15 protein-coding genes and 1 tRNA gene are annotated in these 14,588 nt (G+C 61.5%); 7 read left to right on the top strand and 9 right to left on the bottom strand.

Annotated elements, in window-relative coordinates; all coding sequences use genetic code 11:
• Positions 1–2,358 (top strand): M16 family metallopeptidase (locus ACE3OH_RS10980; protein ID WP_374352058.1); only part of this gene is annotated, 2,358 nt, incomplete at its 5' end.
• 88 nt (positions 2,359–2,446) lie between these two features.
• Here the strand turns inward: ACE3OH_RS10980 and ACE3OH_RS10975 are convergent.
• Positions 2,447–3,022, bottom strand: coding sequence for a YqiA/YcfP family alpha/beta fold hydrolase (locus tag ACE3OH_RS10975; RefSeq protein ID WP_374352055.1), 576 nt, complete (start codon positions 3,020–3,022; stop codon positions 2,447–2,449).
• Positions 3,019–3,318, bottom strand: coding sequence for an STAS domain-containing protein (locus ACE3OH_RS10970; protein ID WP_374352052.1), 300 nt, complete (start codon positions 3,316–3,318; stop codon positions 3,019–3,021). Before ACE3OH_RS10970 ends, ACE3OH_RS10975 begins: the two co-directional genes overlap by 4 nt.
• A gap of 111 nt (positions 3,319–3,429) precedes the next feature.
• Here ACE3OH_RS10970 and ACE3OH_RS10965 point away from each other — a divergent pair, with 111 nt between their 5' ends.
• Complete coding sequence (locus ACE3OH_RS10965; RefSeq protein ID WP_374352049.1) at positions 3,430–4,686, top strand: AmpG family muropeptide MFS transporter; 1,257 nt, start codon at positions 3,430–3,432, stop codon at positions 4,684–4,686.
• Here ACE3OH_RS10965 and ACE3OH_RS10960 read toward each other — a convergent pair.
• Positions 4,671–5,438 (bottom strand): exodeoxyribonuclease III, encoded by a 768-nt coding sequence (locus ACE3OH_RS10960; RefSeq protein ID WP_374352046.1) that lies wholly within the window; start codon positions 5,436–5,438, stop codon positions 4,671–4,673. The genes ACE3OH_RS10965 and ACE3OH_RS10960 overlap by 16 nt on opposite strands.
• Before the next feature lie 79 nt (positions 5,439–5,517).
• Here ACE3OH_RS10960 and pyrE point away from each other — a divergent pair, with 79 nt between their 5' ends.
• On the top strand, positions 5,518–6,159 hold the full coding sequence (gene pyrE, locus ACE3OH_RS10955; RefSeq protein ID WP_374352043.1) for an orotate phosphoribosyltransferase: 642 nt from the start codon (positions 5,518–5,520) through the stop codon (positions 6,157–6,159).
• A 13-nt stretch (positions 6,160–6,172) separates the two neighbouring features.
• On the top strand, positions 6,173–6,862 hold the full coding sequence (locus ACE3OH_RS10950; RefSeq protein ID WP_374352040.1) for a DUF4124 domain-containing protein: 690 nt from the start codon (positions 6,173–6,175) through the stop codon (positions 6,860–6,862).
• A gap of 18 nt (positions 6,863–6,880) precedes the next feature.
• Here ACE3OH_RS10950 and ACE3OH_RS10945 read toward each other — a convergent pair whose 3' ends face one another.
• From ACE3OH_RS10945 to ACE3OH_RS10920, 6 genes are all read right to left on the bottom strand, one after another.
• Positions 6,881–7,474 carry a nucleoside triphosphate pyrophosphatase gene (locus ACE3OH_RS10945; RefSeq protein ID WP_374352037.1) on the bottom strand — a complete coding sequence of 198 codons (594 nt, stop codon included), beginning with the start codon at positions 7,472–7,474 and terminating at the stop codon, positions 6,881–6,883.
• A gap of 5 nt (positions 7,475–7,479) precedes the next feature.
• Positions 7,480–7,947 carry a 23S rRNA (pseudouridine(1915)-N(3))-methyltransferase RlmH gene (gene rlmH / locus ACE3OH_RS10940; RefSeq protein ID WP_374352034.1) on the bottom strand — a complete coding sequence of 156 codons (468 nt, stop codon included), beginning with the start codon at positions 7,945–7,947 and terminating at the stop codon, positions 7,480–7,482.
• Between the two features lie 123 nt (positions 7,948–8,070).
• Positions 8,071–8,472: a ribosome silencing factor gene (gene rsfS / locus ACE3OH_RS10935; RefSeq protein WP_374352031.1), complete on the bottom strand. Its 402-nt coding sequence runs from the start codon at positions 8,470–8,472 to the stop codon at positions 8,071–8,073.
• 176 nt (positions 8,473–8,648) lie between these two features.
• Positions 8,649–9,812 carry a methyl-accepting chemotaxis protein gene (locus tag ACE3OH_RS10930; protein ID WP_374352027.1) on the bottom strand — a complete coding sequence of 388 codons (1,164 nt, stop codon included), beginning with the start codon at positions 9,810–9,812 and terminating at the stop codon, positions 8,649–8,651.
• Positions 9,813–9,919: 107 nt separating this feature from the next.
• Positions 9,920–10,933, bottom strand: a complete 1,014-nt coding sequence (locus ACE3OH_RS10925; protein WP_374352024.1) for a DUF2804 domain-containing protein — start codon at positions 10,931–10,933, stop codon at positions 9,920–9,922.
• Positions 10,914–12,263, bottom strand: a complete 1,350-nt coding sequence (locus tag ACE3OH_RS10920; protein ID WP_374352020.1) for a glutamate-5-semialdehyde dehydrogenase — start codon at positions 12,261–12,263, stop codon at positions 10,914–10,916. Before ACE3OH_RS10920 ends, ACE3OH_RS10925 begins: the two co-directional genes overlap by 20 nt.
• A 21-nt stretch (positions 12,264–12,284) precedes the next feature.
• Between ACE3OH_RS10920 and ACE3OH_RS10915 the strand changes: the two genes are divergently transcribed.
• The 3 genes from ACE3OH_RS10915 to ACE3OH_RS10905 all read left to right on the top strand — a co-directional run.
• Positions 12,285–12,360: transfer RNA gene (locus ACE3OH_RS10915), tRNA-Ala, on the top strand.
• A 372-nt stretch (positions 12,361–12,732) separates the two neighbouring features.
• Complete coding sequence (gene metF, locus ACE3OH_RS10910; protein ID WP_374352017.1) at positions 12,733–13,563, top strand: methylenetetrahydrofolate reductase [NAD(P)H]; 831 nt, start codon at positions 12,733–12,735, stop codon at positions 13,561–13,563.
• A 427-nt stretch (positions 13,564–13,990) separates the two neighbouring features.
• Positions 13,991–14,588, top strand: a 598-nt coding sequence (locus tag ACE3OH_RS10905; protein WP_374352014.1) for a hypothetical protein, incomplete at its 3' end; no start/stop codon positions are given.

Here is a 14,588-nt window from a genome sequence, read left to right as displayed (position 1 = left end):
GACTGGGCGCTGAAGATGGAAGCGGACCGCATGGTCAATTCCCATATCGCCCGCAGCGATCTCGACACCGAAATGACGGTGGTGCGCAACGAGATGGAAAGCGGCGAAAACAATCCCAGCAATATCCTGTATGAAAAGATGAGCGCGGCGGCCTACCAGTGGCACAACTATGGCAAGACCACCATCGGTGCGCGTGCCGACGTGGAAAACGTCAATATCGCTCATCTGCAGGCCTTCTACCGCAATTACTACCAGCCCGACAACGCCGTGCTGATCGTCACCGGCAAGTTCGATGAGCAAAAGACGCTGGAACGCATCAATACCCACTTTGGCGCGATCCCCAAGCCCAGCCGCACGCTGGAGCCACTGTGGACGGTTGAACCGGTGCAGGACGGCGCCCGCGAAGTCAATCTGTCACGGGTCGGCGACACCCAGCTGGTAAACGCGATGTACCACATCGCGCAGGCTGCGCCCCCGCACTCCGCCTCCTCGTGGGTGCTGTCGCAGATTTTTGGCGACACACCGACCGGCCGCCTGCACAAGGCCCTGGTCGAGCAAAAGAAGGCCGCCGGCATCGGCTCATGGGCCGCCGGCCTGCACGACCCCGGCACCATGACCTTCTTCGTCACCCTGAACAAGCAGCAATCGCGCGACGAAGCCCGCCGCACCTTGCTGTCAGTGGTCGAAGACATCAAGAAACAGCCGATTTCCGAGGCCGAGGTCAAACGCGCCAAGACCGCCTTGCTCAATGACTTCGAAAAAACCCTGAACGACCCGGTGAGATTCGGCGTGGCCTTATCCGAATCGATCGCCCAGGGCGACTGGCGCCTGATGTTCCTGACCCGCGACCGCATCGAGGCGGTGAGCAGCAAGGATGTGCAGCGCGTAGCCGAGAACTATCTGAAGCCCTCAAATCGCACGCTGGGCCAGTTCATCCCCACCGACAAGCCGGACCGGGTGGCCATGCCGGCAGCGGTCGATGTACCTCAGCTCCTGGCAAGTTACCAGGGCAAGGCCGCTTTGGCCGCAGGCGAAGTGTTCGACCCGAGCGCCAGCAATATCGAAAAACGCACGGCACGCACCACCCTGCCCAATGGCATGCAGTTGGTCACACTGAGCAAGCAGACCCGCGGCAATACCGTGCACGGCAGCCTGGTGCTCAACATCGGCAATGAAAAGAGCCTGTTCGGCAAAAAGTACATTGCCGAAGCCACCGCCGACATGCTGCTGCGTGGCGCTGGCAAGCTCAATCGCCAGCAGATTGCCGAGCGCCTGGATGAGCTGAAGGCCAAGCTCAGTATCGGTGCACAGGGTGGGCGGGTCAGCGTCAACTTCGACACGCGCCGCGACAAACTGCCTGAGTTGCTGGCCCTGCTGCGCGATGTGCTACGCAGCCCGACCTTCCCGGCCAGCGAGCTCGATGTACTGAAAACCGAGCTGCTGACCAATATCGACGAGCAGCGCCGCCAGCCGGAAGGCGTGGCGCAGAACGCGCTGAGTCGCTACGACAACCCCTACCCCAAGGGCGATATCCGCTACGAGGAAACGTTCGACGAAATGGTTGCCGCCATCAAGGCCTTGCAGGCTAGCGATGTCAAGGCCTTCCACGCCGGCTTTTATGGCAGCGACCATGGCGAACTGGCCCTGGTTGGCGACTTTGATCAGGCTGCAAGCGAAACGCAGCTCAAGCAGCTGTTCGGTGACTGGAAGAGCAAGCAGCCCTATGCCCGCGTCGCGAATCCATACCGCGCCACGAAGGCCGCCGCGCAAACCTTCGAGACCCCGGACAAGGCCAATGCCTTCTATATCGCCAGCCTGCCAGTGGCGATCAAGGACAGCGACCCGGACTTTGTTGCCCTCTCGCTGGCAAACCGGGTATTGGGAGGCGGCCAGATGAAGAACCGGCTGATCGACCGGCTGCGCCAGAAAGAAGGCATCAGCTATGGCACTGGCGGCTGGCTGGCGGCCAATGCCGAGGAAAACAACAGCGCCATCGGCATGTATGCGATCTATGCGCCGCAAAACCTCGACAAGTTGCGTAATGGCATCAACGAAGAGGTGGCCCTGCTGATCAAGGATGGCATTACCGAGCAGGAGCTGGCCGAAGCCAAGAGCGGCATGCTGCAGGAGGCCACCATCAGCCGCAGCCAGGATCGTAGCCTCGCCGCCAAGTTGGCCGCCCAGGCGCATATCAAGCGCACCATGGCCTGGACCGCCGAGCAGGAAACGCGCCTCAATGCCACCACGGTGGCCGAGGTGAATGCGGCCATCCGCAAATACATCGACCCGGCCCATCTGGTGCAGATGTATGCCGGCGACTTTGCCAATGCCGCCAAGAAAACGGCTGACGCCAAGTAATCGACTTCAGGCACCAGTACAAACGCCCGGCTTGCCGGGCGTTTGTATTTGATCGGGTTGCACGCAAGTCGCCACGGGCGACACGCGCTCAGGCGACCAGCCCGGCCCAGGCCATCACTTGCGGCAAGAGCAGGGTCCAGCTTTGCAGGCTGTGGTCACCCCCTTCGATGACAGTCTGGCGACAGCCCGCGTAGTAAGCGACAGCATCGCGATAATCGAGGGTTTCATCGCCGGTTTCTACCAGCAGCCAGTAACGCTGCGGCGTGATGGCCGGAGGCTCCAGGCTTGCCAGCTCCGCCATATGATGACGCTCGAGCACATAGGTCTCGCCGCTGTACATATTGCGCTGCGGCCCGAGATAGTCGATCAACAGGCGCTGCGGCCGCACGGCCGGATTGATCAGGGCGGCCTGACAGCCAAAGCGTTCCGCCACCCAGCTCGCATAAAAGCCGCCAAGCGAGCTGCCCACCACCGTGGTGTCGGCCGGGTCCAGCCGCGCAAACAGTTGTTCGATCAGCGCGGCGGCTGCCGCGGGCGAGTACGGCAGCGCCGGGCAGACAAAGTGATCCTGCAAGCCGCGTGCCGCTAGCCACTCACCGGTCTGGCGCGCCTTGATCGAGGCCGGACTGCTGTTGAAGCCATGCAAATACAGAAGCTGTTTCATTCGAACTGGAACAATCGACCGAAATTGGCCACATCAAGCACCGCCTTGACCGTGCCACGGGTGTTGATCAGGCGAATGGGTCGGGCGCCGAAGCGTTCACGCAACAGCAGCAACATGCCCAGCGCTGCGCTGTCCATATAGTCCACCGCCGCAAAGTCGATCTCCAATGCGCTGGCATTGGCACTGTCCAGCGCATGCTGGCCAGCTTCCTTGAAGGAGCGATGCGCCTCGAAAGTAAAGTCGCCACTCAGGGTGATGCGCGCCGTGTTGTCGTTCAGGCTGAAACTTGCTTCCATCAGATCCTCCCGGAAAAAATGCACAACAAAGCAGGAAACAGGCCATGCATCCATGCCTGCAAGGCAGCCATTCCTGATATGGTTCCGTGTTCCTTGCCACACGATAGCGTCATGTTAGCCAAAGAATCATGGAGCAGTGCATTACTCAACAAACGCATGCTGGCCTGCGTGTTCACCGGCTTCAGCTCCGGCCTGCCGCTGTATCTGCTGATCCAGCTGCTGCCCGCCTGGCTTAAAACCGAACAGATCGACATCAAGGCGATTGGTCTGTTCGGTCTGGCACAGCTGCCCTACACCTGGAAATTCCTCTGGTCGCCCCTGCTGGACCGCTACGGCATTGCCACGCACAGGCTGGGGCGGCGGCGCGGCTGGATGGCGCTGATGCAACTGCTGCTTGCCATCGGCATTGCCTTGCTGGGCCTGCTGACGCCCGCCGGCCAGCTGGGTGCCATCGCAGCACTCACCGTTGCCGTTGCCCTGGCGTCCGCCACCCTCGATATCGCGCTGGATGCCTATCGGCGCGAGCTGCTGCCCGATGCCGAGCTCGGCCTCGGCAATACCATCCACGTCAATGCCTACCGCATTGCCGGGCTGGTACCGGGCTCGCTATCGCTGATCCTCGCCGACCACCTGCCCTGGTCCAGCGTATTCCTGATCACCGCGCTATTCATGCTGCCCGGCCTGATCGCCACCTTGTGGCTGATGCCCGACAGCGGCAGCCAGGCCACGCCCACCAGCCTGCGCGGTGCGGTGATCGATCCGTTTCGCGAATTCATCAGCCGCCAGGGCTGGGGTAGCGCGCTGGCAGTGCTGCTGTTCATCTTCCTGTACAAGCTCGGTGACAGCATGGCGACCGCCTTGTCGACGGTCTTCTACCTGGAACTGGGCTTCAGCAAGAGCGAAATCGGCCTGGTAGCCAAACATGCTGCCCTGTGGCCGGCGGTCATTGGCGGCATCATCGGCGGGCTGTGGATGATCCGGCTCGGCATCAACCGCGCACTATGGTTGTTTGGCGCGGTGCAGCTATGTGCCATCCTCGGCTTTGCCGCACTGGCGCAGATTGGCCACAATCTGTGGTGGCTGGCCGGGGTGATCGGTCTGGAATACCTTGGGGTAGGTCTTGGTACGTCGGCGTTTGCCGCCTTTATCGCCCGTAGCACCGATCCGCGCTTTGCCGCCACCCAGTTCGCCCTGTTCACCAGCCTGGCGGCCCTGCCGCGCACGCTGTTCAGCTCCAGTGCCGGCTGGCTGGTCGCTCAAATGGGCTGGCAACACTATTTCTGGCTGTGCTTCGCGCTGGGCCTGCCCGGCATGCTGATGCTGCTGCGCGTGGCCCCATGGAACGAGCCGGCTCAGGCAAAGTCGTAGTCGACGATCAAGGGGGCATGGTCCGAGAACTTGACCTCCTTGTAGATGCTGGCGGATGTGGCGGTCGCCGCTAAGCCTGCCGTGGCAATATGGTAGTCGATACGCCAACCCACATCCTTGGCATAAGCCTGGCCGCGATTGGACCACCAAGTATAACCCGGCAGCTCCGGATACAGCGTGCGCCACACATCCACCCAGCCAAGGCCGAACAGCTCGGTGAGCCAGGCGCGCTCCTCGGGTAGAAAGCCGGAATTCTTCAGATTGCCTTTCCAGTTTTTCAGGTCCAGCGGCTGGTGAGCAATATTCCAATCGCCGCACAGCACGATCTCGCGCCCCTCGGCGAGCAATTGCTGCATATGCGGCATAAAGCGCGCCATAAAGGCGAACTTGATCTGCTGCCGCTCTTCGCTGGATGAACCGGACGGCAGGTAGAGCGAAATCACCGATAGCTTGCCAAAGTCGGCGCGCAGATAGCGCCCCTCTGCGTCGATATCGGCAATGCCCAAGCCCTCGATCACCTGATCGGGCGCAGTGCGGGTGTAGATGCCTACGCCGCTATAGCCCTTCTTTTCCGCCGGATGGAAAAAACCTTGATAGCCAACCGGCGCACGCATCGCCTCACTCATATCGGCGAGCTGCGCCTTCAATTCCTGCACGCAGACCACATCAGCGCCACTTTGCGCCAACCAGTCGAAAAAGCCTTTATTGGCAGCAGAACGGACACCATTGAGATTGGCAGAGACAATACGCATGACGATGGCAGGTGGGGCGAGGAAGGAGCGGGAATGATATGCTATAAATTCTCGAAACCCGCACAGAATCTCGCTTCCCATGAGCCAGTCCCACACCGACTTTATCGCCTTCTCCGTCCAGCAACAGGTACTGCGCTTTGGCGAGTTCCAGACCAAGGCGGGTCGTCAATCGCCATATTTCTTTAATGCCGGCTTGTTCCATGACGGCGCGTCCATCGGTCGCCTGGCTGACTACTACGCCGATGCGGCAATCGGCTCTGGCGTTGCCTTTGACATGCTGTTCGGCCCCGCATACAAGGGCATCTTCCTCGCCGCCACCGCCGCTGCCGCACTTGCCGCAAAAGGTAAGAATGTGCCGTTTTGCTTCAACCGCAAGGAAGCAAAAGACCATGGCGAAGGCGGTGTGTTGATCGGCGCCCCCCTCAAAGGACGGGTGATGATCATCGACGATGTGATTTCCGCCGGCACCTCGGTGCGTGAATCGGTTGAACTGATCCGCGCCCAGGGGGCTGAGCCGGCCGGCGTGCTGATTTCGCTGGATCGCCAGGAGCGCGGCCAGGGCAGCCTGTCGGCAGTACAGGAAGTAGAAGCGAAGTACGGCATTCCGGTCATTTCCATCGCAAAATTAACTGATCTGATCGACTATCTGAAAGGGCAGGCCGAGCTGGAACAGAATTTGCTGGCGGTCGAGCGGTACCGCGCCGAATATGGCGTAGTGTAAGGATCCGAGATCAATGCTTCGCACTTTTTGCCTTCTGTTCGCCCTGACTGCCCTGCCTGCATCGGCCGCCATCTACAAATGGGTCGATGAAAACGGCAAGGTGCAGTACAGCGACAAGCCGCCACCTACCCCTGCCAAACAGGGGCTGACGGAAATGAACAGCCAGGGTATGCGGGTGAAGCAGGTGGAAGGCCTGTTGACCCCCGAGCAACGCGCAGCCAAGGAAGCGGAGCTGGCCAAGCAGAAGGAAGAGCAACGCGCACTGGAAGAGTCGAGGCGAAAAGATCGCGCCTTGGTGGAGAGCTTCAGCAATACCGCTGAAATCGACCGCATCCGCGATCAAAGCCTCGAGCAATTGCAGGCCAGCATCGCAGCCGAAGAAGTCCGTTACGAAGCCTTGATGAACCGCATTACCGAGAACACCAAGCAGATCGAGCGCATTGCCAAGGCCAAGAAGAACGTGCCTGACTATATGCAGACCGAGCTGGCAGAGCGCAAGGCTGACCTTGCCAAGATCGAAACCGGCATCGCCAAGAAGAAGCAGGAAATCATCGACGTCAAAGCCAAGGCTGAGGCCGACAAAAAGCGCCTACTTGAATTGCGCGGACCAAGCGCCCTGCCCAAACCGGCCGCTACGCCAGTCGCAGCACCCGCCCCACCAAAGCCGGCCCCGGCGCACGCCAATGCGACGAAACAGCCTTGATACAGGGCTCGCTGCCCGCTAGCGCCAGAATGGGTAACCAAAGCGCTGCAGCAGGGCAGCTGTCTCGGTCAGCGGCAAGCCCACCACGCCGCTGAAACTCCCGCTCAAATCCTTGATCAGCACCGCCCCCAGCCCTTGCGCGCCATAGCTGCCCGCCTTGTCCAGCGGCTCGCCGGTGGCGACATAGGCGGCGATTTCGGTGGCACTCAGCTCGCGCATCTGCACCACGCTTTCCGACACCACTACCTCGACACGCTCACCATCGGCAACAGCCACACCGGTCAGCACCTCGTGACGACGCCCGGACAGCTGGCTGAGCATGGCCACTGCATCGGCCGCATCGACTGGCTTGCCCAAAATGCGATCTTGCAGTGCAACCGTGGTATCGGCCGCCAATAGCAAGCGCTGTGGCAGGCCCGCCTGGCGCACCATGGCAACACCAGCCAACGCCTTGGCATGCGCCAGGCGTGCCACATAGGCGTGAGCCCCCTCGCCCGGCAGTGGTGTCTCGTCGACTTCGCTGCTGATGCGCTCGAAGGGCACGCCGATCTGCGTCAACAGCTCGCGGCGGCGCGGACTGCCGGAAGCAAGGTAAATCAGGGGTTTGCTCATGAAAACTACTCTCGGTGATAAGGGTGACCCTGATTGATCGCCACTGCGCGGTACAGCTGTTCGGCCAACAACACGCGCACCATGCCATGCGGCATGGTAAGCGCGGAGAGTTGGATCAAGTCATCCGCCAGACGTTTTACATCGGCATGCAGGCCATCGGCGCCACCGATCACGAAAGCGACATCACGGCCATCCTGTTGCCAGGCCTGCAGCTTCTCGGCCAGTTTCATGGTGGTCCAGGCGGCACCGCGCTCATCGAGAATCACCTTTCGGCAGCCCGATGGCAGCGCAGCCATAATCCGGTCGCGCTCGGTTTCCATGGCCCGCTCGACGCTGGAACCGGCACGCTGGCCCGGCTTGAGCTCAAGCAGTTCGATCTGCGCCTCGCGCGGCATGCGCTTGGTGTATTCGCGGAACGCAGTCTCGACCCAATCGGGCATTTTGTGGCCGACTGCAATGATGAATAGCTTCATGGATACACCGGCCCTGGCGCCGGCCCGCAGGTGGATTTTGCGGCACAGCTGCGCTTGCCGCTCAGCCGGGAAGCAACACCGGCAGGCTGGCCGAGCCAACCCGCCACTGCTGACGATGCACGCTTATTGCGGATCGTCGTGCGCCTGGATGGCAGCTTCCCATGGACGGGTAGGATTGAAGGTCGGCTTCTGGCCGCCCCACAGCTGTTCGATATTGTAGTAATCGCGTACCGCCGGCAGCATCACATGCACGATCAGCGGGCCGACATCGAGCAGCACCCACTCGCCGGTCTGGTCACCTTCCATGCCGAGGATCTCGGCACCGGCTTCCTTGAGCTTTTCGCGGGCATTGTTGGCCAAGGCCTTGACCTGGCGGTTGGAATTACCGGAGGCCACGATCATGCATTCGAACATGGGCGTGAGCTTGGTGGTGTCGAGCACCAGCACGTCTTCGGCTTTTACGTCTTCCAGCGCGGCAACGGCAATGTCACGCATCTGGGCAATGGAGAGTAGTTTGTCAGTCATGGCTACAAAGCAAATGCCGCCAGGCAGGCCGGGCTACGAACGAGTTTTCCGACCTGGCGGATAACACCGTCGATGCCACACTGCGTAGGCGGCGATGTGAATAAAGGCGCGATTGTACGCAAATTGCAACAATAACGCTAAGTATTTGAATTGGCTGGCAGTTCACCTTGACCCACTCAGACCTTTTCGAATTTGGCCACCATGGCTTTCAGGGTGGTGACCGTCTGGGCCAGACGGTCGGCCGCCTTGGCCACGTCTTGCGCTTCGCGATTATTGGCATCAATGGTGCCCGCCATCCGTTCGATGGTACGCGCCACGTCTTCGGCATTGGTGGACTGCTGGCGTAGCGTATCGACGATCTGCCCGGTCATGCCCACGGTGCGATCGGCCGCCTGTGCCACTGCCTGCAGGTTTTCACTGGTGGCTTCAATGGCGGCGGTACCGTTTTCAACTTCGGCTGCCGCATCGCTCATGGTCATCAGGGTTGCCTGGGTCACCAGCTGGATATTGGCGACATTGTTGTTGATGTCCTGGGTCGATTGGGCGGTGCGCTCGGCCAGCTTGCGCACTTCATCGGCCACCACGGCAAAGCCACGGCCGGATTCACCAGCACGTGCGGCTTCGATGGCGGCGTTGAGGGCCAAGAGATTGGTCTGGTCGGCGATTTCCTTGATCACCGAGGTCAGGTTGCCGATACGCTCCACTGCCTGGTTCAAATCATCCAGCGTGGCACGCGCTTCGCCCACCACCTCGACAATGCGGCGCGTCGACGCAATGCTGGCCTGCATATTACGCTCGCCCTCGCGCACCACCGTTTTTGCTTCCATGGCACTCTCGGCGGTCTGGCCGGTCACCTTGCTGATTTCGCTGACCGACATGCTCATCTGCTCGGTAGCCGCACTTACCTGGGCCGCTTGAGCGCTTTGCTGTCCGGTTTGCGCTGCCAGCGCTTCGGCCGCGCGGTCGAGGTGGTCGGACTGATCGGCAATCTTCAGCGAAGCCGCCATCACATCGCCCATCAGTTTGGCCAGATTGCCAGCCAGCGACTGCGCCGACAGCATCATGCTGGAGAATTCGTCACTCGCATCAACGCGGATCTGCGCCTTGAAGTCGCCCTGCTCGATACGCTTGAGTGCGTTGCTGACCTTGTCCAGCGCCGAGCTGGCCCGGTTGATCCACCAGCCACCGCCGCCCAAGGCGACCAAGGCGCCGAATACCGCCGCCCCCCAGGTAGCGCCGGATCCACCACCCATGCTGGCCACCAGGGCGGTCAGCAGATTGAGGATCGCCAGCACAGCAAACGCTGCCCACGCACGCTGGGAGAAGGAGAGACTCAACATAACAGCTCCTGAGACGATGACCGACGACAAAGGGGGCCTGAACCGACCACGTTGGGATTGCCACTGACGACGCAGTGCCTTTCCAACTTAGTCGATATGTTCGCTTCCTACCAGCGCGAATGATGATCTTCTGCCACGCCGAGCAGATTGCTCACCGTGCGCCACGGCGCATCAGCCGCCGCACGCACACGGCCATGAAACGTCCCCACCGGCTGCACGTAGCGACTGGCGGCCACCAGAAGGTTGCGATCCTCGCGGCGCTCGCCTTCCGGGCGAAATTCCAGCTCAAGCAGACCATCGTCGGTGTGGATATGCCAGACAGCCAGCGTATTGGCCGGGTCAAACCGGAACGTCGCCGAACCGAGCGGAATCAACCTGCCATCGAGCCATAGTGCGTTTTCCTGGTCGGCAAAATAGCCGGACTGCAGGTTGAAGCCCAGCGCTGGCGAATGGGCCGACGCCCAGCGCCATTGCGTATCGCGCGGCAGCAGGCCATTGGAGTGATCGAGGCTGGCATGGGCGCCATCAAGCGCATAGCGCTGTCCGCCTACACTGGCGGAGCCGCTCACCGCCAGTGCCGACGATTTATGGGTTGAATGCCACACTCCGCCCGCAACCTGGCCACAGGCAAACAGCCATGGTGTGCCGGGGTCGTGTAGCTCCAGAGCGACCGAAAACCCGCCCGGCGCATCGATACGCAGGGCGAACCGCCCCGGAGCCGTCTCGACAAAGGCCAACGAGGCTGCCAGCCAGCTGAAACGACTTGCCGCACCCGTCGCGGGAACATCGGCCACCCTCGCCGTCACACCCGGCAGGCCGTCGCGCGAAACACCCGCCACCACCCGGCCTTGCCTGCGGTCGAACAGATAGGCGAAGGCGGTATTGGTCCAGCCGACATCGACGATGGCGCAGCCGATAAAGCAATCGGCACCAGCCACCCCGATGTATTGCCAGCGCTTGTGATGCAATCGCCGCCACAAGGCAGAACGGCGCAAATCAGCGGGCAGCTGCGACCAATCGATGGCGGCGCAGCGGCCGGCGAACTGCCCCTGTATCGGCTGGCCTGTGGCATCGAGGATTGCGGCCGGCGCCGGCGCCAGCTCAGCCACGTATCTGTCCATCACCCAGCACCAGCCATTTCTGGCTGGTCAGCCCCTCCAGCCCCACCGGGCCGCGCGCATGGATCTTGTCGGTGGAAATGCCGATTTCAGCGCCCAGGCCATATTCGAAGCCGTCGGCGAATCGGGTCGAGGCATTGACCATCACACTGGCCGAATCCACCTCGCGCAGAAAACGGCGCGCCTTGCTGTAGTTTTCGGTCACGATGGCATCGGTGTGATGCGAGCCATAGGTATTGATATGTTCGATCGCAGCATCAATATCCGCCACCACCCGCACCGCCAGGATGGGCGCCAGATATTCCGCCGACCAGTCGGCCTCGACCGCCAGCTTGATGTCGGCAAGGCCGGCCGCCTCAAGCAGCGCCTTGCCGCTTGGGCACGCGCGCAGCTCCACCCCCTTGTCGGCATAAATGCGGCCCAGTCGCGGCAGCACCTCTGCGGCGACAGACTCGGCCAGCAGCAAGGTCTCCATGGTGTTGCAGGTACCATAGCGATGAGTTTTGGCGTTGTCGGCTATCGGAATGGCTTTTTCGATATCAGCATCGCTATCGATATAGACATGGCACACGCCATCGAGATGCTTGATCACCGGCACCCGCGCTTCGCGGCTCACCCGCTCGATCAGGCCCTTGCCGCCACGCGGCACGATCACATCCACGAACTCGGTCATGGTGATCAGGGCCCCCACGGCCGCGCGATCGGTGGTTTCCACCACCTGGATGGCACTTTCCGGCAGGTCGGCCAAGCGCAAACCCTCGCGCACGCAGGCAGCAATCGCCTGATTGCACCGTGCCGCCTCGGAGCCGCCACGCAGGATGGCTGCATTGCCCGACTTCAGGCACAGGCCCGCTGCATCGGCCGTCACATTGGGGCGAGCCTCATAGATGATGCCGATCACTCCGAGCGGTACCCGCATCTTGCCGATCTGGATGCCGGACGGCCGATAGGCAAAGTCGCTCATCTCGCCAATCGGATCAGGCAAGGCCGCAATCTGGCGCAGCCCTTCCGCCATGCTGGCAACGCCCTTGGCAGTCAAGGCCAGCCTGTCGAGCAAGGCCGCCTCCAGGCCAGCCGCACGCGCCGCTTCCATATCGGCGGCGTTGGCCGCCAGCAACAGATCGGCATCGCGCTCGATGGCTGCCGCCATGGCCAGCAAGGCCCGATTCTTGGCATTGGTATCAGCACGCGCCAGCGCGCGTGAAGCCGCCCGGGTAGCACGGCCAAGCCCGGTCATATAGGCTGCGACATCCATCGAAAAGCACTCCGGATACAAGGGGATACCCGATTCTGCCAGATTCACCGGCCAGCTTGTCGCCGCAAAGGCGAGCAAGCTAGAATTTGCGAGGTTTTCGGGCCGATAGCTCAGCTGGGAGAGCGCTGCGTTCGCAATGCAGAGGTCGGGAGTTCGATCCTCCTTCGGTCCACCACACACAAGGCCCGGATGATCACCGGGCCTAATTTCTTGCCTGATCCACGCCACCATCGGGCCGTAAATTGCGTGACCGCGGCATTGCGATGCGCCATGGCTCTGGCGCACACCGGCCATTGGCTCCCTGCGCCACATCATTGCTGAAACACCAAGTCGCGAACAATGCGGCCCGTCCTCTCGTAGCCCCCCCTTTCTGGCTGCCGATCCAGGCGAACTGGCTTGGTCAGACCAGGCAAGCACCACCCTGCGCTTGGGTGGTAGATGCATGGCCTCCCCCCGCCAATACGCATATCGACATGCGTCGAATTCATTTAGACACGCATCTTTGAGTGCTAGCATTCATGTCAATGTATCTACCTAGAGCCACGCCGTGACCAGTCCATCGTTCAGCTTCGAATTCTTCCCGCCCAAAACTGCCGAAGGCATTGAAAAACTGCGCAATACGCGGCGCCAGTTGGCGCAGTTGAAGCCGGAATTCTTTTCAGTGACCTTCGGCGCTGGCGGCACTACCCAGCAAGGCACCATCGATACCGTGCTGGAAATCCAGTCCGAAGGGCTGCAGGCGGCACCGCATTTGAGCTGTATCGGCTCGACCCGCGCCAATGTTGGCAGCTTGCTGCAGCTATATCGCGATGCCGGTATCCGCCGCATTGTCGCCCTGCGCGGCGATATTCCCAGCGGCATGGTCGAGGTAGGCGAGTTCCGCTATGCCAATGAGCTGGTGGAATTCATCCGCGCCGAGCATGGCGACTGGTTCCATATCGAAATTGCCGCCTATCCGGAATACCACCCGCAGGCCCGCACCGCCCACGACGATCTGGGCAATTTCGTGCGCAAGGCCAAGGCTGGCGCCAACTCGGCCATTACCCAGTATTTTTTCAATGCCGATGCTTACTTCGCCTTTGTCGATGAAGTACGCGCACGCGGTGTGGATATTCCGGTGGTGCCGGGCATCATGCCGATCAACCAGTTCAGCCAGCTGGCGCGTTTTTCCGATGCATGCGGCACTGAGATCCCGCGCTGGCTGCGTCTCAAGCTGCAGAGCTATGGCGACGATGTAGCCTCGATCAAGGCACTTGGCCTCGATGTCGTCACCGATCTGTGCCGGCGCCTGCTCGACGGCGGCGCACCAGGCCTGCATTTTTACACCCTGAATGCGGCGGGTGCGCCCAGCACCATCTGGCAACGGCTGGGCTTGTAAGGTAGCGTGGAGCGAACCAAGCTGCCACCAGAAAACCTGTAGACACAGCGTGCATCGAGACCACTGAGCACACAGAGAAAACCGGGCTGGATTTGTCTTTCTCTGTGCGCTCTGTGCCCTCCCTGCTCTCTGTGTCTACAGGCTTTGCTTTCCGGTCAGGATTTTGCAGTGGTGGCGCCCGACGGGGAGCCGGTACGCCGGCCAAGTAGCCGAGGGGGAGCGCTACCGCCTCTGCGCACGGGTGATTCCGCGCAAGCATTTCTTGTACGCAAGCGCAGAATAAATCAGGTTTTCAAGCTACCCTGCTTGTTCTGGGGAATGTGCCGCAAGCGGCTTTTCACCCCTGTTGAAGCCGCGCCGCCCAGCCGCTCAAGCATGCGCTTGGCCGGTTGGCGTTTATAATCGCCGCCTGTTTCTTGCATCGACTATGGCAATGCTCAAATATCTTGGCCTGGAAAGGCCTTTTTTATTGCTGGCGCGCAAGCTGCTGTTTACTGCCGTGCGCAGCCAATTGCTGTCTGAATCGCCGCAGGCGCTGGGCATCGACCCGGCACGGCCGGTTTGCTATGTGCTGCAACGCCGCCTGCTCAGCAATATCCTGGTGCTGGAACGCGAAGTGCTGGCCGCCGGCCTGCCCTCGCCGCTTGAAGGGCTGAGCGCCGAGGGTGTGCGCGAGGATCGCGCCTTTTTCTTCACCACCCGTGCCGAGCGCTGGTTCGGCCGCTCGGCCACCGCCGGCAACTCACCGCGCATGGAACGCATGGTGCAGGCAGTGCGAGGCCGGCCCGACTTCGACGCGCAGCTGGTGCCGGTGACCATTTTGTGGGGTCGCACGCCTGATCGTAGCGATAAGGAAAGCTCGATCTGGAAGCTGCTGTTTTCCGAAAGCTGGGCGCCACGCGGCGGCCTGCGCCAGCTGTTCACCATCCTGGTGCACGGCCGGCAAACCCTGGTGCGCTTTGAAAAGCCGCTGTCGCTGAAAGAGCTGGTCAGCGACGCCGAAGACCAGGAGCGGGCAGTACGCA

The organism is Chitinimonas sp., assembly GCF_041904975.1.
Lineage (GTDB): Bacteria > Pseudomonadota > Gammaproteobacteria > Burkholderiales > Chitinimonadaceae > Chitinimonas.
Note: the sequence above shows the minus strand (reverse complement) of the source record. Positions and strands in the feature narration are given on the sequence as shown.